The organism is Companilactobacillus ginsenosidimutans (assembly GCF_001050475.1).
Taxonomy (GTDB): domain Bacteria; phylum Bacillota; class Bacilli; order Lactobacillales; family Lactobacillaceae; genus Companilactobacillus; species Companilactobacillus ginsenosidimutans.
In genome coordinates this window covers 1,929,288-1,951,679 of the sequence record NZ_CP012034.1, presented here as the reverse complement: position 1 = coordinate 1,951,679, position 22,392 = coordinate 1,929,288, and the positions used below count along the sequence as shown (strand labels likewise).

General features: G+C 37.7%; 19 protein-coding genes. 9 read left to right on the top strand and 10 right to left on the bottom strand.

Translation table 11 applies throughout. From position 1 onward, the window contains the following. Positions 1-388: 388 nt before the first annotated feature. Together ABM34_RS09850 and ABM34_RS09845 are read left to right on the top strand one after the other, a co-directional pair. Positions 389-634 (top strand): AbrB/MazE/SpoVT family DNA-binding domain-containing protein, encoded by a 246-nt coding sequence (locus ABM34_RS09850; RefSeq protein ID WP_048705405.1) that lies wholly within the window; start codon positions 389-391, stop codon positions 632-634. Beyond that, positions 618-1,016 carry a type II toxin-antitoxin system death-on-curing family toxin gene (locus tag ABM34_RS09845; protein ID WP_048705404.1) on the top strand — a complete coding sequence of 133 codons (399 nt, stop codon included), beginning with the start codon at positions 618-620 and terminating at the stop codon, positions 1,014-1,016. The genes ABM34_RS09850 and ABM34_RS09845 overlap by 17 nt, the downstream gene beginning before the upstream one ends. A gap of 57 nt (positions 1,017-1,073) precedes the next feature. Here ABM34_RS09845 and ABM34_RS09840 read toward each other — a convergent pair whose 3' ends face one another. After that, a complete protein-coding gene (locus ABM34_RS09840; protein WP_048705402.1) occupies positions 1,074-2,228 on the bottom strand; it encodes a MalY/PatB family protein in 1,155 nt (384 codons plus the stop codon). A gap of 154 nt (positions 2,229-2,382) precedes the next feature. Next, the gene (locus tag ABM34_RS09835) at positions 2,383-2,922 is read right to left on the bottom strand and encodes a hypothetical protein (RefSeq protein WP_048705401.1); all 540 of its coding nucleotides are present in this window, start codon (positions 2,920-2,922) and stop codon (positions 2,383-2,385) included. Between the two features lie 101 nt (positions 2,923-3,023). Between ABM34_RS09835 and ABM34_RS09830 the strand changes: the two genes are divergently transcribed. Then, positions 3,024-3,557, top strand: a complete 534-nt coding sequence (locus tag ABM34_RS09830) for a TetR/AcrR family transcriptional regulator (protein ID WP_048705400.1) — start codon at positions 3,024-3,026, stop codon at positions 3,555-3,557. A 94-nt stretch (positions 3,558-3,651) separates the two neighbouring features. Here ABM34_RS09830 and ABM34_RS09825 read toward each other — a convergent pair whose 3' ends face one another. Further along, on the bottom strand, positions 3,652-4,926 hold the full coding sequence (locus ABM34_RS09825) for an esterase/lipase family protein (protein ID WP_048705398.1): 1,275 nt from the start codon (positions 4,924-4,926) through the stop codon (positions 3,652-3,654). Positions 4,927-5,436: 510 nt separating this feature from the next. Between ABM34_RS09825 and ABM34_RS09820 the strand changes: the two genes are divergently transcribed. From ABM34_RS09820 to ABM34_RS09805, 4 genes are all read left to right on the top strand, one after another. Next, a complete protein-coding gene (locus ABM34_RS09820; protein ID WP_417924674.1) occupies positions 5,437-6,777 on the top strand; it encodes an amino acid permease in 1,341 nt (446 codons plus the stop codon). Between the two features lie 463 nt (positions 6,778-7,240). Beyond that, a complete protein-coding gene (locus ABM34_RS09815; protein WP_048705396.1) occupies positions 7,241-7,603 on the top strand; it encodes a hypothetical protein in 363 nt (120 codons plus the stop codon). Between the two features lie 167 nt (positions 7,604-7,770). After that, positions 7,771-8,820, top strand: a complete 1,050-nt coding sequence (locus tag ABM34_RS09810; RefSeq protein WP_048703598.1) for an IS30 family transposase — start codon at positions 7,771-7,773, stop codon at positions 8,818-8,820. A gap of 453 nt (positions 8,821-9,273) precedes the next feature. Next, a complete protein-coding gene (locus ABM34_RS09805; RefSeq protein ID WP_048705394.1) occupies positions 9,274-10,212 on the top strand; it encodes an AEC family transporter in 939 nt (312 codons plus the stop codon). Positions 10,213-10,352: 140 nt separating this feature from the next. On the opposite strand, the gene ABM34_RS09800 is transcribed toward ABM34_RS09805, so the two are convergent. Together ABM34_RS09800 and ABM34_RS09795 are read right to left on the bottom strand one after the other, a co-directional pair. Further along, positions 10,353-11,120, bottom strand: coding sequence for a hypothetical protein (locus tag ABM34_RS09800; RefSeq protein WP_157023309.1), 768 nt, complete (start codon positions 11,118-11,120; stop codon positions 10,353-10,355). 200 nt (positions 11,121-11,320) lie between these two features. After that, on the bottom strand, positions 11,321-13,006 hold the full coding sequence (locus tag ABM34_RS09795) for a glycosyltransferase family protein (protein ID WP_048705392.1): 1,686 nt from the start codon (positions 13,004-13,006) through the stop codon (positions 11,321-11,323). A gap of 322 nt (positions 13,007-13,328) precedes the next feature. On the opposite strand from ABM34_RS09795, the gene ABM34_RS09790 reads away from it, so the two are divergent. Together ABM34_RS09790 and ABM34_RS09785 are read left to right on the top strand one after the other, a co-directional pair. Continuing rightward, on the top strand, positions 13,329-14,723 hold the full coding sequence (locus tag ABM34_RS09790) for an APC family permease (protein WP_048705391.1): 1,395 nt from the start codon (positions 13,329-13,331) through the stop codon (positions 14,721-14,723). Between the two features lie 361 nt (positions 14,724-15,084). After that, the gene (locus ABM34_RS09785) at positions 15,085-16,482 is read left to right on the top strand and encodes an amino acid permease (protein ID WP_048705390.1); all 1,398 of its coding nucleotides are present in this window, start codon (positions 15,085-15,087) and stop codon (positions 16,480-16,482) included. Positions 16,483-16,496: 14 nt separating this feature from the next. Here the strand turns inward: ABM34_RS09785 and ABM34_RS09780 are convergent, their stop codons facing one another. The 5 genes from ABM34_RS09780 to guaB form a co-directional block, all read right to left on the bottom strand. Beyond that, positions 16,497-17,156, bottom strand: coding sequence for a TetR/AcrR family transcriptional regulator (locus tag ABM34_RS09780; RefSeq protein ID WP_157023307.1), 660 nt, complete (start codon positions 17,154-17,156; stop codon positions 16,497-16,499). 15 nt (positions 17,157-17,171) lie between these two features. Further along, positions 17,172-18,281: an ABC transporter permease gene (locus ABM34_RS09775; protein ID WP_048705386.1), complete on the bottom strand. Its 1,110-nt coding sequence runs from the start codon at positions 18,279-18,281 to the stop codon at positions 17,172-17,174. Beyond that, positions 18,256-18,999, bottom strand: a complete 744-nt coding sequence (locus ABM34_RS09770) for an ABC transporter ATP-binding protein (protein WP_048705384.1) — start codon at positions 18,997-18,999, stop codon at positions 18,256-18,258. The genes ABM34_RS09775 and ABM34_RS09770 overlap by 26 nt, the downstream gene beginning before the upstream one ends. Positions 19,000-19,183: 184 nt before the next feature. Continuing rightward, a complete protein-coding gene (locus ABM34_RS13370; protein ID WP_048705383.1) occupies positions 19,184-20,011 on the bottom strand; it encodes a hypothetical protein in 828 nt (275 codons plus the stop codon). A 768-nt stretch (positions 20,012-20,779) separates the two neighbouring features. Next, positions 20,780-22,258, bottom strand: a complete 1,479-nt coding sequence (gene guaB, locus ABM34_RS09760; protein WP_048705381.1) for an IMP dehydrogenase — start codon at positions 22,256-22,258, stop codon at positions 20,780-20,782. Positions 22,259-22,392: the final 134 nt, after the last annotated feature.

Here is a 22,392-nt window from a genome sequence, read left to right as displayed (position 1 = left end):
CCCCAATTCATAGACTTACGTCTACCTCAACGATTCTCTAGCTATCTAGAAAATCCGGGATGATATCGCATCCTTGCGTAATTTCAGCTTTCACCGAATTTAAGACTCAGAGCTCATGTTCGAATGATTTTCACTGCCACCTTCTCACCATCAGTGGTCACTTTATCAGCTACTCAACAATCTACTCTTCTCTTCAACGTCTAAATTAAAATTTATTTAATTAAGTTATTGAATAGTCTACTTCGATTTTAGAAAATGTCAAGGGTGTTTGTTAAAATATTCTAATTTAATTACAAGTAGTAATTAAGAGGATTTGAGCATTTTTATATATTAAATGGCATTAGTATATTATAATATACTAATGAATCTGATCCGAAGGAGGCACACCGTGGAACGAAAATTAATCAAAGTTGGAGATTCTATTGCTGTCACAATTCCAAAACCATTTCTGAATCAGCTTAGTTTACAAGCAGGAGACATAGTTAGCCTAGATGAAAAAAACGAGCAAATACATATCGAAAAGAAAGAACCATCTCGAACAGAAGATGAACAGTTTTTACTAGATATTAGAAAACTAATGGATGAGAACAAAGTGGCATTAGATGCATTGGAGAAATATGACCAAGAAAATTAAGTATTTAACTCCTATTGAAATATCCAAAATCAATCTTGAAATTACGCAAGATAATTTTCGTATAAAATACTCTGATAAGTTAAATACCGTTGCAATGCAACCACGCCAGGATTTATTTGGCCATGAAATGTATGACAGCATTGCAAAAAAAGCAGGTATTTTATTTATCAAAATTATCAATTTGCACTGCTTTGACGATGGAAACAAACGTACTGCTCTTTTGTCGCTACATCGTTTTCTACAAATAAATGGATATAAATTTACCGCAAGTCAACAGCAACAAATCAACTTGACCATCAATGTCGCTAAAACTGACGATCCAAGCTTAGACTATAACGAAGTTTACTTATTCATTGAAGATCATATTATGAAAGTAAACTAAAAATAACCATGGTACAGAAATGTAATTTCGTACCTGTGGTTATTTTTTTAGTTGTACTTAAAAGTCTTTAATAGATTTGGCTAATCGATCCAATCCATCCTTTACTGATGATGTTGGACAGGCAATATTCATTCTCAAGAAATCATTCCCATCTCCGCCATAAACATTACCGGCAGACAAATATAGTCCAGTATCATTTCTAATAAACTCTTGTAATTTAGCAGAGTCGTCAGAAATTTCTTGTACATCCAACCATAATAAGTAAGTTGCATCTGAATGGATCAACTTAATTTCTGGGATGTTTTCCTTCAAATAATCCGCAACTAATTCACGATTACTTGTCAGTTTCTCCTTCAATTCACCTAACCATTTGTGTCCTTTGGTATAGGCAGCAATTGTAGCTGGAATTGCAAATGAATTTGGCTCGGAAATTTCGTCAGTATTGATTCCACGATTTACAGTGTCGCGCAAATGTTCATTGGGAACAATAATAGTTGCCGCATGAATGGCTGCAACGTTGAATGTCTTACTTGTTGACACACATACTGCTACATTCTGGATCAAATTTTCTGGCAAAGAGAACATTGGTACATATCCATCTTCAGTGAATGTGATATCACCATGGATTTCGTCACTAATGATTTTTACACCATGCTCGTTGGCTAATTCAGCGAGTCTAATCAGGTCATCACGTGACCAAATTTTTCCAACTGGATTGTGTGGATTACACAGAATCATCAGGGTTGTGGTCGGCTCTGACATCTTCTTTTCTAAGTCGTCAAAATCGATTGAATAACCTTCTCCATCGAAAACTAGGTCATTGGATAAAACATGACGACCGTTATTTACGATTGAATTATAAAAAATATTGTATACGGGTGCTTGAACGAGGACGTTGTCACCGACATTCGAAAGTCGTCTGACCATTGATGAAATTGCGGGCACAACTCCGGTCACAAACAACATCCAATCAGTATTTGGACGTGCATGATGCTCTGTTTCATACCAACCAGCAACGGCATTAAAGTAGTCTTCACGTGGCCACTCATAACCAAACACCGCTTGGTCGGCTTTATTTTTGATGGCTGAAACTATTTCAGGGGCAACTTGGAAATCCATGTCAGCTACCCACATTGGTAACTCATTTTTCTTAATATCCCACTTAACAGAATCAGTCTTACGACGATCAATAGTTTCTTCAAAATCGTACATTCGTGAAACCTCCCAGTTATTGATGTATTCATCTTTAAATATAACATTCTTGATGTTTTTCCCCGTGGATTTTAACTTGAATGAGCATAAAAAAGCCACTTCATTTAAGAAATGACTATGGTGAAAATAACTTTAAATAAATTATAAATTGTGTTTATCGGTCTAGTTTACGCTCACTGCGACGACGGCGAGATTGTGATCTATCATATTGTGCCTCAACATTGGCATGAATTTCATTTGGAAATTGTCGTTGAGCCCGATACCAGACCCAGCCACGCTGAACACCAAGAGTAAGTCCAAAATAAAGTAACAGTGTTACATTACTTCCTGTCCACAATTGGTCGATCCCTAAATGAACAATGATACTTGTCAACCATAAAACTAATGTTAGCCAATTACCCTCACGCATAACAAGGCCATCATTATTGACCCAAAATCGATAAGTCAAGGCACGTAAGAGCCCAAACAATACTGCACTAATCAAGCTGAGTGTACCGAAAACAAAAGCTGTCTGTGTAGAAATCTTTATAGTTTGCTTAGAATAAGCATCTCCAATTGAGGCAATTCCAAGTAAAATTACTAAGACAAAAAAATTGCCTTTAAAACGGATCACTCGAGCTTCCAATTGACGTCGAACAACAATCCACAATAACCAACCGACTAAAACTAAATTAGTAAGAGATAAACCAGCCATCAAAATGACCTCCAAGAAATTATTTAATTGATATCGGTAGTATAAGTTCTAGGATCAATATATACTAGCTTTAGTTTACAAAAAGGGGAAAGTTGTCACCTATGAATCCACAGGAGAGAAAAGTAACAAATCAAAAATACATATATCAAGCATTGCTAGAAATCATGGCGGGAAAACCAGAAGAACAAATTTCAGTTACAGAACTTTGTAAAAGAGCAAATGTATCACGAACATATTTCTACAAAAATTACAGTGATTACGACCAAATTATTTTGGCTGCACAAAAGATGAAAATGTTGAACTATCTCAGAAAATTGCCAAATACTCAGAAAATAGATGTGTCAGACCTAATGACAAATTATTTTACAATGATAAAAGAGGATCTACCAACTTATAAACTACTGGTAAAGAACGAAAAAATAGAAATACTACTTACAACTTTTCAATCGGTATTCCAATCGCTGTTACAATCGGATAAAATCGACAATCCAAATAGAGCATTAGAACAGCGATACTACCTACAATTTTTCACAGGAGCGGTAGTGAATATGACATTAACCTGGGTTAAAAATGGTACTAAAGAGACTCCAAAGTACATGGGAAAACAAGTACAAAATTTTGTTACACCAAAATAAAAAAGTGCCCCATAATACTTAGACATTTCGTCTAAAATTATGGGGCACTTTATTAATAAACTATTAGTTATCAAGTATAGTTAAACACATGAAACTATGCGTTTAATGACTTCAATTTAAGATACAAATCTTGATAGAATGATTGTACTTTTTGTGCGTTGGCTTGGTCACGGTCTTTTGTTACATCGAGGCCGACGAAGTCATTGTGATCCCATCCTTGGACAGGATCATTGTATTGCCATACACCTTTAGCAGCTGTAGAAGTATTTGATTGTTCAAATGGTCCATTTACAGTTGTGCTATCTGGTTGAGCAGCTTGGCCGATTGGAGCCTTGGCTGAGATAACTGGAACACAGCCGTCACTTGCCCACCATTGAGGGTCGTTTCCTTGAGCACCAATGTATGCAGCACCGATACTGAAGTATGGAGCAATCCCACTAACTGGTACAGCATGTCCGGTTAAGCCTTGTTTTGTAGCGTTTCCGGCATATGTAAAGTAGTACTCGTTAGGTGATAAGTTGGTTCTAGCTGTGATAGCGTTAGAACCGTTGATTGATAGGTCATAAAGTGAGTTATCGTGTGAAGTCCAAGCTTTACTCTCAACAACACGTTTGTTGAAGGCAGGTAAACTTTCACCTTGTTTTCTAACCAATCCCCATTGGTCTAGTTTGTAATCTGTTGCTTGTGGTTTCAAAGTAGTTGAGTCACGTGGTAGTGAAACACCCATAAAATTACCAGTGAAGATGACTTTTGCAGCAACTTCATTAATAGGTGAATTTGTTAAAGGAGTACCATTGTGAACTCCGGCGATAGATGTAACTGATTCAATCCAGTTATTTCCACCGGCAAAAAGTGGACTAGCTTGCTCGCCAGCATTTGTGCTCGCTTCCATTTCCGTTTGACTACCATTTCTTAACATGGAATCGAAGTCACGGATAGTTTGACCACCCATTGAGTGTCCAACTAAGTGAACTTTATTAGTGTCACTGAGTTGTGGGTAAATACCAGGGAAAGTTCTACCGTATCGTGCATGTCCATATTGTTGTGAATGGGCAAGTCCATAATCGACAGTTCCACCTTTCAAATATGCATAAAGTTCACACATACGATCCCAGTCACTACCATAAGGACTTACAACTGATTCATAAGCGACCGTACCACCATTGTTGGCGTTAAGCTCGTTAACGACGTTGTTGGAACGTCCTCCCCAATATGGAAAACTAGGTATTTCACTTTCGCCATAACCATTAAGTCCATGGACGAAAACAATAGGATAGTCATTGTCAGCTTTTGATTGATCAGTAAAGTTGAACAACGTTGCTATACCTGCGAATAAAAACAAAATAAAGGCAATTCGTAATTTTTTCATAGGTTCCCTCCTAAATAACAAAATGTTGAATGATTTTATTTTAGCAAACGAACCTATTCTTTGTAAACGCTTTCACAATTATTATTGTTTGTATCGTCGTTATATCGCATGTAGAGATATTGGTATACCTACAATGCAACCGTTTCTTAAAGATTTTCTAAAGCCAGGATCTAGATCGGCTGAGTTCAAAATCTTATAAATTAGTTTTTATATTTAGAATACAATATCACATAATAATTAGTTTTTAGTCTATTTATCGAAAGTTTACTCAAGTTAAATACGAAAGAAATCTCTAATAACATTTTAAAGTTCATGATATTATATATTTTGTAAACATTTTAATTTAATTCTAATAATCCAGCAAAATTAGAGATTTTGAGACCCGTTTATAGTATTATTATTTCGAGTATCAAAAACAATTGTTCATTAAATATGAACATTTAGGGGTTAATGAAAGGCGGTACATTTTTGGAAGATAAATCTTTAAATAGAAGTTTATCAGCTAGACAAATGCAGATGATTGCCCTCGGGGGAACCATTGGTGTCGGGCTGTTTATGGGTTCTGCTTCAACCATAAAATGGACAGGGCCTTCAGTTTTGATCGCATATGCCATCGCCGGTTTGATTCTATATATGGTCATGCGTGCTTTGGGTGAAATGATTTACACAGATCCTTCAACTGGATCATTCGCAAAGTTTGGATCTGAATATATTCATCCTGTTATCGGATATTTAACTGCCTGGAGTAATGTTTTCCAGTGGTTAGTCGTTGGTATCAGTGAAGTTATCGCCGTCGGAACTTATCTAGAATTCTGGTGGCCAAATTTACCATCATGGATAGTCGGAATCGTTGTTGTTGCAACACTTTGTCTAGCCAACTTAACATCAGTTAAAGCATATGGTGAAATGGAATTTTGGTTCTCACTAATTAAAGTTGTTACTATTATATTTATGATTATCATGGGATTATTAGTAATTCTCTTCGGTGTCGGAAATGGTGGACATCCAGTCGGCATCAGTAACCTTTGGAAAAACGGTGGTTTCTTCACCGGTGGTCTAAAAGGATTCATCTTCGCACTATCAATCGTAGTCGCATCCTATCAAGGAATCGAAGTCATCGGAATCACAGCCGGTGAAGCTGAGAATCCACAAAGTAGTATCGTTCACGCGATCCGTACCATTGTGGGAAGAATCCTAATTTTCTACATTGGCGCAATCTTCGTAATCGTTTCAATTTATCCATGGAATAAATTAGGTACAATGGGCTCCCCATTTACTGAAACATTTGCCAAAGTTGGAATCACGTTTGCTGCTGAAATTATCAACTTCGTTGTCCTAACAGCTGCTCTATCAGGCTGTAATTCAGGAATGTTTTCAGCCAGCAGAATGCTGTACACATTGGGATTACAAGACAAGCTGCCTAAGTCTTTCAAGAAGGTTTCCAAGAGTGGTGTGCCATACATTGCCGTTGTAACCATTTCACTAGGAATTTTAATAGGACTGATCATCAACTTCTTATTACCAATCCTATTCCATACACCGAGCGACATTTTCGTCGTCGTATACAGTTCCAGTGTGCTACCAGGTATGGTTCCTTGGTTCGTCATCCTATTCAGTGAACTGCATTTCAGAAAACTAAATAAAGACAAAATGGTCAACCATCCATTCAAGATGCCATTTTATCCAATGAGTAATTACCTTGCTATTGGAGCTTTGTTTATTATTTTGATTTTTATGTTCTTGAATCCTGAGACAACAATTTCATTAATGATCGGTGTTGTGTTCTTGGCATTTATGACCGTTTTCTATTTTGTTCGCGAGCATCATATCGCCAAGAAAGCTTCTAAGTAAACATTGAGGTTAGAGTTGGAATGCCGCCTGGAGGTTCCGTACGACGGGCGGCGGAACGCCATGGGCGAATTCATAAGCCATAGAGCGGTCTTATGAATTGCCTTGTTGTAAGGCCGGCTTTATGGCCGACCCAACAACAATAGGAACGTACGCGCTGAAGCTCGTGCGCAACAGTTTTGGTGTTGGCTACGCCAACGAACAATCAAGGATGTCACGGCTGGCTCGCCCGTCGTACTCCACCTCCAGTCTGAATAGTATTACTGTTTATTTTTCCACTCAGTAAAATAATTCAAATTTAGACACTAAACCAGGCTTGTTCTTAATTGAACTTGTCTGGTTTTTATTTGCACTATATAAAATATTCTTTTCTCTATGTAACATATAATCGTTTGACTTATGATATTCTTAAATCACAATATAACTTTGTGTTATTTGATTAAAGTGTTAAAGGGGATCAAAAACTATGACAACCAAGGCAAGACATCAGTTATTAATTACTTCGGTCATTTTAATTATTCTAGCAGTAATATTAATTGCAAGCCTAAATTTATTGCACGGGGTCAATTGGATTGTAGTATCAACCTCATTTGTAGCTGTAATTATAGGATTGTCCAGTCCAGCTATTGTCAAACCAGCGATTAAACCAAAAATGTTTAAAGTTGTCTTTTCTTCATCAATTATCCTTGTAGCAATTATTATTATTTTAAATCTATTTGTAAAAGCAAAATTAATGATTGGGGTAGGACTAGTCTATTTCATCGCATGCCAAATCAGTGCCATAGTTCTGCTTCAAGAGAATAGGCAAAATAAAAATAAACACATTTAGAATTATAAATGTATAAAATGTCAGAGAGATTAACATCAAACTCACCCAAAATATGGAGTGAGTTTTTTTGGCAAATTTTATAATCAAGTTAGCCACTTAAAAAAAAACTGAATAAAAAAAACACCAAGACGAAAAAATCAGGTATCATTGGAGTTCCGACACTAACAATGAAAGAGGTTTTCGCCTTGGCGCAAGAACAGATTACCATAAAAAGAAATAAGGGTCACCACTTAACTGAAGTTGAGCGTGGAAAAATAGCTGCTCTACATAAATTGGGACAATCCAATCGTAAGATCGCGATTGCTATCGGTGTTTGCCCACAGACTATTAATAACGAGTTGAAACGTGGTGAAGCTACTCAAGTTAAGAAAATTAACGGTAAAGAGTACTATCATCAAGAATATATACCTGAACTTGCCCATAGTCGTTATGTCGATAAACGCAAAGCGTGTCATCGACCTTATAAACTGTCACAGGTTTTTAACTTCTTATCATTCTTTGTGGAGCACTTTAAAAAAGACGGTTGGTCACCTGACGCGACTGTTGGTCGTGCCAAGGCGTTGAACCTTTTTCTACCAGAAGAAATGGTATGTACTAAAACCCTTTATAGTTATATCGATGCCCAATTATTAGAAGTTAGAAATATTGATCTTATCAATAAGATGTCTCGTCGATTACCAAAATACGTGGCTCGTAAGAACCATCGTATCTTGGGGTTAAGTATAGAAGAACGCCCAACCGAAGTGGATAATCGGGAAGAATTTGGCCATTTTGAAATAGATACTATTGTTGGCCTTAGAAACGGTCAGGAGAGCGTGATTCTTACTATGATTGAACGCAAGACACGTTTCCAAATTATCCGTTTAATTGACAGTAAGGACGCTGATTCAGTGGCTTATACAATGAGAAGTATTAATAAAGAGTATGGATCAATAATCAAGTCCATTACTGCCGACAATAGTCTTGAATTCAGTACCCTGACAGAAGTAATGGATAAAATAGCACCTGTCTACTTCACTCATCCATATACATCCAGTGAACGAGGAACCAATGAGGTTCACAACCGTATGGTACGAAGAGATTTTCCAAAGGGAATCTCTCTTGATTTGGCAACCCCTTTGGAGGTTGCACAAACAGAAAATAAACTAAACAATATGCCTCGTAAACATACTGGTTATCAAACACCGACTGAGCTATTCAATGAGGAATGTGCTTAATTACTTAGCTCCATTACCTGAAACCCTCTTGGTATCAGTCTTTTAAAAATGGCTAACTTGTTCTTGCAATTTGCGAGTGAGTTTTTTTGTCTGAATCATCATCAAAAAAACATATAAATAGATAGCAGTGAACATCCCATCCAAACCCAAAAATGATGTTTGTGATTCACTAGTCCGCAGGTCAGGTTCTTGGGGGCCCAAGCCGTGGAGTTATTCTTAGCTTGGCACAGGCCAAGGTTAGAATAAAACCGAGTTCCAAGACTTCCCCGGTTTTGGGAAGGCTTGGAATCGTGTTCACAGCGACCACGGCCCCCAAGAACCTGACCGGAGGACGACAGTGAACCACCAACATCTGCACCAAAGAAAAATTAGAAAATAATTAAAAAACCTCACAAATCAAAAACAAAAAAGCGTACCATAGAAAATATATATAAAATTTAGGGAGATTTCTTTATGGGAGTATTTGTACAAAGCGTTTCAGGAATACTAATCATCATCGGACTAATCGCCGTCGGCTATTTCCTAGCCAAACGCGGTTGGTTCTCTGATGAAACAACCAGTTTAATCGCCAAATTAGTAACGCAAGTCGCATTGCCAACTTACATGATTTACACAATCACGCACGATTTCACTGCATCTAAATTGATCAAACTACTTCCCGACTTAGGAATCCCTGTCCTATCAATGACCATCTTAATTGGAGTTTCATTTTTGATGATCAAACTTTTACACATTGATAAAAGCAAACAAGGTTTGTTCTCATCAATGTTCTTCAACTCAAATACCGTTTTCGTTGGATTACCTGTCAACATGGCGTTATTTGGAACTAAAAGTTTGCCATACGTTTTGGTTTACTACATGGCAAATACCACTTTCTTCTGGACACTTGGTACTTATTTAATCCAAGTCGACGGACAAAAGAAAGGTTCATTCAGTCTTAAGAAAACACTAGGAAAACTTTTCTCACCACCATTACTTGGATTCATCATTGGTCTAATCATCGTCATGTTGAATATCAACCTGCCTGGATTCTTAATGACCGATTTCGAATACTTAGGAAATTTGACCATCCCTCTATCAATGATTTTCATTGGTATATCAATTGCTCACGCTGGATTGACCAACATCAGCTTTCATAAAGAAAACTTGGGAATCCTCTTCGGACGATTCATTGCTGCTCCAGTTTTGATGTCAGTTCTCTTCCTGTTCATTCCTGGCCCACCTTTGATGAAACAAGTCTTCATCATCCAATCAGCCATGCCAGTTATGACTAACGCACCAGTTGTTGCCAGACTTTACGGCGCCGACTCAGATTACGCAGCTATTATGGTTACCGAAACAACAATTTTGAGTTTAGTTGTTGTTCCAATCTTGATGATGTTAATTAAATAATGAAAAAAATGACGTGAACCTTCTTAATTGAAAACAATTAGGAAAGCCCACGTCTATTTTTATGAACGATACCATTTATACACCAAGCTGAATCCAGGAAGTAACGAACACTATATTCTTTAAAGTGAAATTAAATCCATTTAGTATAGTGAATGATTATAGACTACGTCAAAATTGTACAGTTGCTCCAACGATTGAGGATCTCTTTTACCATCGGAATGATAAATATAATACTTTATATCCCCAGTATTTATTCCTACCTGGCTAATACCGGCTATTGCCATTCCCTTGTAAATTGAAAGTTTAATTTTTACATTATAATCCTGCGCAATTCCTCCAGTACTAACTTGAGGGTATTTTTGAGCAAAGTAAGATTGATCCTGTGACCTTGTAAAATCAACGTTAAATTTTGATGCGACTATTCTTTTTCTGGTTGGATTATTCAAGTAGTTGTCATTATCATATGAGAATATGGCTGTTGAATCGGACACTAATGAAATAATATCGGAATTAATAACCGTGTAGTTACCTTCAAATATGGTGTCACTGAATGTTGGAGGAATATCTCCATCAGGCAAATCATAGTTGTGGTATGTTTTTGGATTACCAAACGTTGTTGATTCTCTTAGTTGAAAAGTTCCGTTAGGGTCTAAGAATAGATAATAAGCACTATATGCATCCTCGGGCATGGCAAGCTTTTTACCAATAAGCCCCTGTACCGACGTCACGTTAATTTTTTTCGAGTGTTCCAATGGTATATAGTAATTTTTATTACTATCTTTTTTTATCGAACTAGAGTGATGACTTTTCACTGACTCATTGTCTTTATTGTGTGAACAAGAAGTGACTGAAAATAATAACAGTATTGCACAAACTAGCGATAATGTTGCAGTGTGTATTTTTTTCATAGGCCGCTCCAATGACAATTCATTTTTATAACTATAATGATATGTTAAAAATGTTTGGAGTCTATGTCATTAATTCCTCAGAAAAAATTGTATATAAACAAATAACGTCTAATCACAATATGCAATTAGACGAATAACATTTAGAACAAACATCAATTAATACAAGCATTTCATTTTGCAGAACAGCCTTTTGTACCAATCTATTCCATATGAATCTCTGATAATTCTTTCTTAAATTTCCAAATCAATAACACTGCCATAAAGACGACAGTGAGTATTGTAATCCACCAACCAGCAATGCTTTCGGGAGTATTCTGATAAGTTACAATAACCTTTCCCGACTTAAAATCAGCTGGAAGTTTTGTTGCAACTAATCCATTCATTCTTGCAGCTGGCTTAGTAATGGATTTTCCATCGTACACCGTTTTAACTTGATAACCCTTGTAGTACAGTCGCGGAAGCATAACTTTTCTTGAACTCTTATTGTGGTCGATTTTTACAACAGCTTCATTGTGCGTATTCTCGGTGATATCAACATCCTGATTCTTTTCCAAAAATTTTTGATCAACCGTAAAACCATGTTGAGTCATGTATTTCATGAAGGCTGCTGGTTCATACTCTCCCATACTAATGCTGCCAACTGGGATAGGCTGTTTACGTGCGCCAACTTGTTCTAGGTTTGATTTGATAGGATTATTAATCGTCACGATAGCAATAAATGCAAAAAATATTGCGACCAGTGGAAGTCTGAATTTACCCCAATTTTTTATCATGTCACCTAATGCGAACGCAATTAGAAGAGCGAATAGTGGAATAATCATGACACTTACTCTTGTCATTACTTGTAACAAGACTAATGGTTTAAACTCCTTAATGGCGAACTGCAACAAGTTTGGCGAAACTATTAATGAAGCATAAATTGCAATGATGATGAATGACTGAGGAATGATTTTATTTTTGATGTGGAAACTCTTACTCCTGATTTGCTTGAACAAATAATATAGTAGAGCAAATATAATTAGAATTACCAACCACAGTCCCATTGTCTGAACAAACTGAGTTGGATCGAATACGTGATTCTTCATCCAAACTGAATAAACGATAATTAAATAGTTTCCATATTGATCAACTGCCGTGCTGTTATATGGTTGAACTGTATATTGTTGTACAAATGGAATTAAGAATACTGCTGATAATCCCAAGAACAATAATGTCCCTTTTATAAAAGAAAACAGAATTTTTCTATTTTTAAATACCGGGATGATATTCATAATTACAATTAAACCTGCTGTTACGACTGAAATGAGAAATGACAATACATGAGAAACTAGCAGCAAGCTGAACGCCACGGCAAACACTGGCCAATACTTTGTCTCACCTTGGACCATCTTGAATGTACTTAATAGGATCCATGGTATTAGCGCAAATGCCATTAGTTCCCCTGCAGCCGCTCGGATATAAATAATACTTACAAAATAATATGAGGTTAAATAAATTGGTGCTGATAAAATTGTTGCCCAGCTATTGTGGAATAATTTTTGTGTGGCGAAGTTGATTGAGAAAATTGCCAATGCTACGAAGGTAAAAATGAAGACAATATACGCTTTATATGTCGACAAGCCTAAAACTTTCAACATGGCAAAGGGATACATCAAGAAATTCCCATAAAAGAATCCGATTCCATAACCAAATTTGTCTAAATACTCATAGCCGATTGGATTAGGAAAGTGGCCAGCAGAGATATTTGACGCCAGCATTTGAATTCTACCCATATGAAATCCGGGATCATATCCACCGACTAGCCCACCTAGAAAAATTGGATAAGTAAGTAGTGCTAACAACAAGATATCAGTAATTACCACAAGGTACTTTTCTCTGGTGTTCACAGTCCACTCCTCCAATTAATGTATTTATATTCACTTTAATATTAGAGCAAATAACTGGAATAATTTCTTCATAAACACAAATTTTAACTTTCTGATTTTAAGCAAAATGTAAACCGGCAAAATGGCGAGTGCTAAAATAAATAAGTTTTTTAAGCGCTTTCTTTAATATTCAGAATTGTCTAGACCGTTGCTATTATCACATTTAAAGTTGTAATCATCTTAACTTTTTAATAATTCACTCATTAACATGTGCTATAATTTACCCTTAAACAATTCACTGGAGAATTATCTATGTTTCTAGTTACAGAATGGAGGGGGATTTATGTTCAAATCCCTGTTTAGAAGAAAAGACGTTAAAGCCGCTTTGTTAGAGAAGCCGACTTTAGAAAGAACCATCGGTCCAATGGGACTCATCATCATGGGGATTGGGGTTATTGTTGGTGCTGGTATCTTTATCACACCAGGAATTATTGCCGCAAATTATGCGGGACCCGGAGTAATCTTTACCTATTTATTAGCTGCTCTAGTTTGTGCCGGAGCTGCCTTTTGTTATTCTGAATTTTCATCATCAATTCCATTAGCCGGTAGTGCATATACTTATGCCTACTCCACTTTTGGAGAATTAATCGCTTGGTTCGTTGGTTGGGCGCTGTTATCCGAATACATGTTTACCGGAGCAACCGTTGCTGTCAGTTGGTCAGCTTATTTCCGTAGCCTTCTTGAAGGATTCGGACTCAAGTTACCAGTAGCATTACAATCAGCACCTGGAACACCCGGAAATCCCGGTGGACGTTTTGATTTAATCGCATTTATCGTAGTCTTATTAATTACTTTCCTATTGTTACAAGGATTAAACGAATCAGTTCGATTAAACACAATTATGGTTATCGTAAAATTAATTGTAATTTTCCTATTCGTAGCAATTGCACTATTTTATGTTAAGCCATCACATTTCAAACCATTCCTTCCATTTGGAATCGGTGGGATTGGTAAAGGTGCATCAGTCGCCTTCTTCGCATTCGTCGGGTTCGACATAATATCGACCGCGAGTGAGGAAGTAAAAAATCCCAAAAGGACAATGCCAATTGGGATAATATCATCACTATTAATCTGTTCATTTTTATACGCCCTAGTAAGTTTTGCCTTAGTAGGAGCCGTTAAGTATACTAAATTAAACGTCGCCGATCCCGTAGCCTATGCCCTAAAATATTTGAATCAAAATTGGGCCGCCGGAATCATCTCATTAGGTGCCATCATGGGAATGACAACCGTAATGATCGTAGTAATCTACGGTGGAACAAGACTAATTTATTCCATCAGTAGAGACGGATTATTACCAAAGAACCTACACCAAATCAACAAAAAACACGTCCCAACAACAAGTACAATTTTGTTTGGCCTAGTATCAGCCTTTGCGTCAGCCATCTTACCAATCGACAAAATTGCTGAATTAGTAAACGTCGGGACACTAAATGCCTTCGCAATAACCTCAATCGGAGTAATTGCCCTAAGAAAGAGCAAAAACACCAGAGACCTAGATCACGCCTTCCAAGTACCATTCTTCCCAATATTCCCAATAGTAAGTTTCCTAGCCTGCGTCTACCTACTAGCCAACCTACAACTATTCACCTGGGAAATCTTCGGAGTATGGTCAACAATCGGCTTAATTCTCTACTTCGCATACGGAAGAAGAAAGAGTAATCTAGCATTAGAATAAAAAGATATTACTTTTACCATGCTCATACAATTCGAAATTAAAAAGACCTACTCAATTCAATCAAAACAGTGAACTACCAATGAAAACAGTTAAGTATCAAAAAGAGGATAGCATTGACTACACTATTCAGTCGGAAGAGATGTTAAATATTTGAAGGCCGTGAAAGTGGCGTTAGGGCGGCGAACTAAGCCACCCTTACCCCACCGGGCGAGTTTGGAGACTTACCGATTTTGGGTAAGTCTTCAAACCGAGGGAAGAGACCGCACTTCGGCTCTGACCGTCCCGCACAGCCAAAGAATATTTAACATCTCTGGAGACGGCATACTTAGCACATCTAGCAATAAAAGGGGGGTAAAAACAAATGCACCTATTTCAGAAAAAAGATGTCATATCAGCACTAGCATCAAACAAAAAACTAACCAGATCACTAAATGCAAAAGACCTAATAATAATGGGTGTAGGAGTCATAGTAGGTGCCGGAATCTTCATCACACCAGGAATAATTGCAGCCAACTACTCAGGTCCAGGTGTAATCTTCACCTACCTACTAGCAGCTTTAGTCTGCGTTGGTGCCGCCTTTTGTTACTCAGAATTTTCATCCACAATACCACTAGCCGGAAGTGCCTATACATATGCCTATACAATTTATGGTGAGGTAGTCGCCTGGATAATCGGCTGGTCACTAGTCGCAGAATACCTCTTCGGTACTAGTTCAGTTGCTGTAAGTTGGTCAGCTTATTTTCGAAATCTACTTTCAGGATTTGGAGTAAACCTACCACCAGAGTTACAATCAGCAGCCGGAACAGCTGGCAATCCAGCAGGCAAATTCGACCTTGTAGCTTTCGTCGTCGTATTCCTAGTCGTCGTCTTAACACTGCAAGGATTAAAACAATCCGTTCGTGTCAGCACTATTATGGTTTATGTCAAAATTTTTGTAATCCTATTATTCGTTGTAGTCGCACTATTCTTTTTCCAACCTAAGAACTTTAATCCATTACTACCTTACGGTTGGTCAGGTGTCGGAAAAGGTGCATCAATCGCCTTCTTTGCTTTCTTAGGATTCGATGTTGTATCAACTGCCAGTGAGGAAGTTAAAAATCCCAAGCGCAACATGCCAATTGGAATCATTTCTTCACTGTTAATTGTTTCAGTCCTTTACGGACTAGTTTCTTTTGCCTTAGTTGGTGCCGTTAAATACACAAAACTCAACGTGTCAGATCCAGTTGCCTATGCCCTACGTGTTATTCACCAAAACTGGGCGGCCGGAATCATCTCATTAGGTGCTGTCATGGGAATGACAACCGTGCTTATCGTTATCGTTTATGGTGGAACTCGTTTAATTTATTCAATCAGTCGCGATGGCCTATTACCTAAAAACCTCAACCATTTGAATAAAGCTGACATCCCCGTAGGTTCAACAATATTATTCGGTCTAGTCGCTGCAACGGTTGCGGCAGCCTTACCATTAGTTAAAATAACAGAGCTAGTTAACGTCGGTACTCTATTAGCTTTCTCATCAACGTCACTAGGGGTTTTATTCCTGAAGTCGAACAAGAATACCAAAGACCTTGAACCAGCCTTCAGAGTGCCACTATATCCGTTCTTCCCAATCCTTTCGTTCCTTGCATGTGTCTACTTGCTAGTCCAGTTACAACCATTCACTTGGGAAATGTTTGGTGTTTGGACGGTAATCGGTTTGATAATCTATTTTGCATACGGTTACCGCCACAGTAACTTAAATAAAAAAAATATCGGATAAAAAAAGCTCGCAAATTATTTTGCGGGCTTTTCGATTGCTCTGACAATTAAATCCTCAATTTGAGTCAGGTCATGGTCGACCTCTTCATCAGTTCTTGGAGATAGCAATTTATAATTTTGTAAGAAATAAACTATTATTTGCGATGCGATAAGTCTAATGATCGTGGATAGATCTATATCATCTCGAACTTGATCTTCATTAGCGATGGTCTTTTTGAATGTGCTAAGTATTGAAGGCCCTCGCTGTGCGGCCATTTTAATGAATTTCTCTTTGATTTCATCTTTGGTCAGTATTTGTGTAAATAAAATCAACACAACTTCCTTATTTGAAACGAGAAAATTATAACGATTCCTGATGGCAAAATGAAAGACATCCTTTAAAGAAGTACTTTTTTCACTGAGTTGGTTTTTGAACTCAACGATATAGACTGGAATAATATTATTCATAATTGGATCAATAATCCACTCCAACAAATCTTCTTTGGTCTTAAAATATTTAAAAATCGTTGCTTGACTCATGCCGGATTCCTGAGCAATTTCTTGTGTAGAAGTCGCATCAAATCCCTTTTCAGAGAACAGTTTCAACGCTGCCATAATAACTTTTCGCTTTCCATTGGGCATATCGCTCTGATCAACCCAAGCTTTGAAATCATTGGCCATTAATTCTTCAGTCAAATAATCATGTCCTTTCTAGACTTTACGGTAACGTCTTAATCCGTATATGTTCAACATTGTTAATATTACCAAGAAAATTAATAATGCACCAATTGGCGCTAAAATATGTCCCAATCCATATCCGTTCAAAACAACCGCTGAGGTTGCCTCGCCGGCGTATTTCAAAGGTAAAATGTAGGCCAGGTCTTGTACCCAATGTGCCATTTGGTCAAGTGGAATAATTCCGGAGAAAAATACTTGTGGAATAACAATTATAGGAATAAATTGCATCATCTGGAATTCTGATTTTGCGAAGGTCGACATTAAAATACCTAACGCTAACGCAACCACAGCCAGTACGACGTTGACCAGAACCATGTTCCAAATATTTCCTAGTACTTCAACATTCAAAACATAAACTGTGAACAGTACAATGATCAACGTTTGCACAATAGCTAATAATCCATAACTTATCATGTATCCAAAGACAATTTCAGAGCGTCTAACTGGAGTTGCCAGTAATCTATCCAAAGTTCCCGTCGTACGTTCCTTCAACAGCGCCATTCCTGAAATTAGGAAGACGAAGAAGAACACGAAAAAGCCCATTAAGATTGGCAAAATTTTATCGAAGAAAGATGTATCTTTATTTCCATAAACGTATGAATTATGTATCTTTGGCGCAGTCTGTTTATTGCCTTGCATTGCTGCTGCAACTTGAGGATTGGCGGCCGCAATCTTAGTTAATTTTTCTTTTAATTGCTTTACATTTGTTGCCACCATCGAAGACTGAAGAGCTGCCTTAGTTGCGGCAGTCTTACTGGCATCAGTGTTAGCGTTCTTCACATAGAAGTTGCCGCCTTTTTTGTGCACGACACCATCAACTTTTTGGTCTTTTAAGGCTTTATTAGCATTTGCTTCAGTCGAATACTTCGTCACATTGATATTATTCATCTTATTCATTTGCTTTACGAGACTACTCTGGATGTTAACGGTTGCTATATTAACATCCACAGTTGAATTCGTAGTGAATACAACTTTCATCAAGGAAAGAATTAGAATTGGCGCCAAAAACATCAGTGCTAGTGTCCTCTTGTCTCTAAATAGCTCCTTCAATACACGTTTAGCGATTGCCCATGTTCTTTTCATCGTTATCCTCCGCTTTCAAGAAGACATTCTCAACAGTATCTTCATTATATTCAGCTTTCAAATTAGCTGGAGTATCATAGGCAATTAACTTGCCGCCTAAAATCAAGGCAACATCATCAACTAATTCTGCTTCATCCATAACATGAGTCGTAACCAAGATGGTTTTCCCGGCATCACGCAAGCTGTGTAGTTCATCCCAGATTTTACGACGTAAAGCAGGGTCAATTCCGACCGTCGGTTCATCAAGAATCAGAACTTCTCCATCTCCTAATAGTGCAATGGCAAGTGATAGACGACGTTTCATACCACCAGAATATCCAGAAACACGTTTGTCCAAATCATCCGTTAAATCGACAACTTTAGTAATATGTTCAATTTGTGCCTTGGCATTCTCTGCCGAGACACCTTTCATATCAGCGTAAAATTTAAGATTTTCTCTAGCTGATAAAGCATCATACAAGGCATCTGTTTGCGCCATGTAACCAATTCGACTAAGCAATTGACGATTAGGCATCACCTGCCCAAAAACAGTAGCAGTACCATCTTGAGTCTTTTCCATACCTAAAATAATTTTAATAATAGTGGATTTACCAGCACCAGATGGCCCAATAAGTCCAATAATTTTCCCTTCAGCAATATCGAAGTTAACATGATTTAAAACAGTCTGATCCCCAAACTTCTTAACAATATTCTTCATAGAAATAATCGGTTTTGCCATGATATTTTCTTCCTTGTTAATATTTTAAATGTTGGGTGAGTATTTAGTTACTCACTTTATGAACAAAGAATAATCCCATATAAGCTTATCGTCAATAGCTTTTTATAATAATGTATAAAAAAATACTCTCAAAGTGATTAAGCTTTGAGAGTATTGGCAATTCAGTAATTTTCAAAAATTTGTTTTAGTTAAACGTTACGTTTGAACTAGCTTCGACCCATTCATCAGTTGATACACGATAATACAAGTTTCCGTTAGCGTCAGTAGCAGTTTTATCAGTAAACCAAGCAGTTTCTCCAGCTAATCCACGATTAGATTTTGTTCCTGACATGCTGAATAACGTATAAACAAATCCAGAAGGACCTGCCAAACTAACAGAGTGGTTACCGGTTAACTCTGTAACATTTGATAATCCACCCGGCGTAGTGGTTGTAGTACCAGATCCAGCATTTGAGCTAGAGCTTGAATCATCGTCAGTAACAGCTATCTTAGTGTTATTAGTATATTTAAGGGTCTTTGTGGCAATAGCATTGTCACCATTCTTAACAGTAATTGTGAATGAGAATGAGTTACCATTACCCTTTGTATAAGCCTTAGTAATAGCTTTCTTCAAAGCAGCCGATCCAGAAGGTGAAGTTACGTAGACTTTAAGCTTTTGTACCTTAGTGTTAGCTAAAGCGCTAGTAGCAGCATCATCCATACCACTATTTACAGCCACGATAAATGATGAAAATTGAACAGGAGTAACACCACGACCAGTGTCACTGTCCCCAGCAATAGCATTGAATTCAGTAGCAATAGGCATTGGGTTACTTTCGTTATAAGTTTGATCAGGCAAACCATTAATCGTTGATGTTAAGTTAGAAATTTGAGTATTGACATCAGATGTGTTTGTGAAAACATCACTGAGCAAACTAGCTTGACTGGTAGTATTTGTAATAGCTGCCGATGCTGCAGGAGCAAGAGATAGAAGCGCTACAGCTGCAATTCCAGCAATTTGTGTTTTTTTCATTGAAAAATTCCCTCCAAGGATAAATCCTATTTACATTCACAATAAAGGATAAGTTATTTTATATTTGATTACAATCTTTATCTAGAGAAATTGTGGAGGGTATATAGAGCAGAACTTGAGCTTAGGTGTGTTGTTTGCCGATTCCGGGAGTAAATCGATTTTAGGCCTGGAACGTACTGGGCACGATTTGAAACCATCTCAAAGTACGAGATGTTTCCAAACTCGGCCTTTGAGGTAAGTTGGGACAATTCCCCAACTAACTCAAATCTCAGTACTGAGGCCAAATCGATTTTCTCCCTCCATCTACATCCGTGTTTCAATTTTTGATCTATATAAATTTTTTCTATGTTAGTCCACCAATTTTTTGAGGTATATACTTATTGTTTTACCAATAATATTTTCTGTAGATTATTGATGTAGTAACTCCAAAGTAAAAGATTAAAAAAAAAGGTCGAGAACGTAATGTGTTCTCAACCTTCGTCATTTATTTACTTTGATATATCCATACTAACTTTTAATATTACACACAACACGGCAGTGAACCTTATCCCCAAGAAAAAGAGTAATGATGCACTACCCTAGTCCGCAGGCCCGGTTCTTTGGGGCCAAAGCCGTGAGATTTTCCTTTGCCTGCCAAAGGGCAGGCTTAGGAAAAGGACGCATTTGGAGACCGCACTTCGGCTCCGAATCGTCCCACAGCGTCCACGGCCCCAAAGAACCGAGCCGGAGGACGGCAGCCAACCACCAACATATCAACAAAATCAAAACCTATCTAGTTGAATAATTAGGTGCTTCCTTAGTAATAGTAACGTCATGAGGATGTGACTCCCTCAAACCAGCATTAGAAATCTGAATAAACTGAGCATCTTGCAACTCCTTCAAATTACCAGCGCCAACGTAACCCATACCAGAACGTAAGCCACCAAGGAGTTGATAAATTACATCGCCGACTGCGCCTTTGGCAGCAACACGACCTTCAATACCTTCAGGAACTAACTTATTAGCTTCGTTAACACCGCTTTGGAAGTAACGATCTGATGAACCGTGTGACATGGCAGCTAAACTACCCATTCCACGGTAAGTCTTAAATCTACGTCCTTGATATATTTCGAATTCACCAGGTGCCTCGTCGGTACCGGCTAACATTGATCCAAGCATAACGGCATTTCCTCCGCCTGCAAGAGCTTTTACAATATCACCTGAGTATTTGATACCACCATCGGCAATAATTGTTTTGCCGTACTCGTGTGCCACGCTAGCAGCATCATAGACAGCTGTTAGTTGAGGAACACCGACTCCGGCAACAATTCTAGTTGTACAAATTGATCCAGGTCCAATACCAACTTTAACAACATCGACACCAGCATCATAAAGTGCACGTGTGCCTTCTGCTGTAGCGACGTTTCCGGCAATCAATGTTGCGTCTGGGAATTCGTCACGAATTTGAGAAATTTTACGTAGTACTCCGGCTGAATGACCGTGGGCAGTATCGATAATAATTGCATCTGCTCCGGCATCTAGTAAGGCAGTAGCACGTTCAAAAGTATCTGTAGTAACACCAACTGCGGCAGCTACCAACAATCGTCCGTATTGATCTTTGGCAGCATCAGGGAATTGTTCAACTTTCTCAATATCTTTAATTGTTACTAATCCACCAAGACGACCTTGGCCATCAACGAGTGGAAGTTTTTCAATTTTATGTGTTTGAAGAATTTTCTCGGCTTCTTCCAGTGAAGTACCAACTGGAGCGGTAATTAAGTTTTCGCGTGTCATAACTGTATCAATTTTTACAGAATAATCATTGATAAAACGTAAGTCACGATTAGTAATGATACCAACAAGTTTCAATTCGTCAGTATTTGAAACGATGGGAACACCACTGATTCGATAAGAATGCATCAAATCTTCAGCTGCACTGACCGGTGCATCAACTGTTAAATAAATTGGATCAATAATAACGCCATTTTCTGAACGTTTAACTTTTAGCACTTCATCAGCTTGTTGTTCGATAGACATGTTCTTGTGGATAACACCTAAACCACCTTGGCGAGCCATTGCGATAGCCATTGGTGCTTCAGTAACTGTATCCATACTTGCACTAAGAATAGGTGTGTTTAACTTGATGTTCTTTGCCAATTGGACCGATAGATCAACTTCGTTTGGCAAAACGTGACTCTCTGCTGGAACCAATAAAACATCATCAAACGTGAAACCTTTTTTATCAAATTTTGTATCCCATGCCGACATGAAAATTCCTCCTATAATATTATTGCCCTTTAGTGGGTAAAATTTATAGTTATGTTAGCTGATTTTACGAAGGTAGTCAATGGATATGCAGAATGAAACCGTTTAGATAACGAATTAATTTTTTAATACGAAAA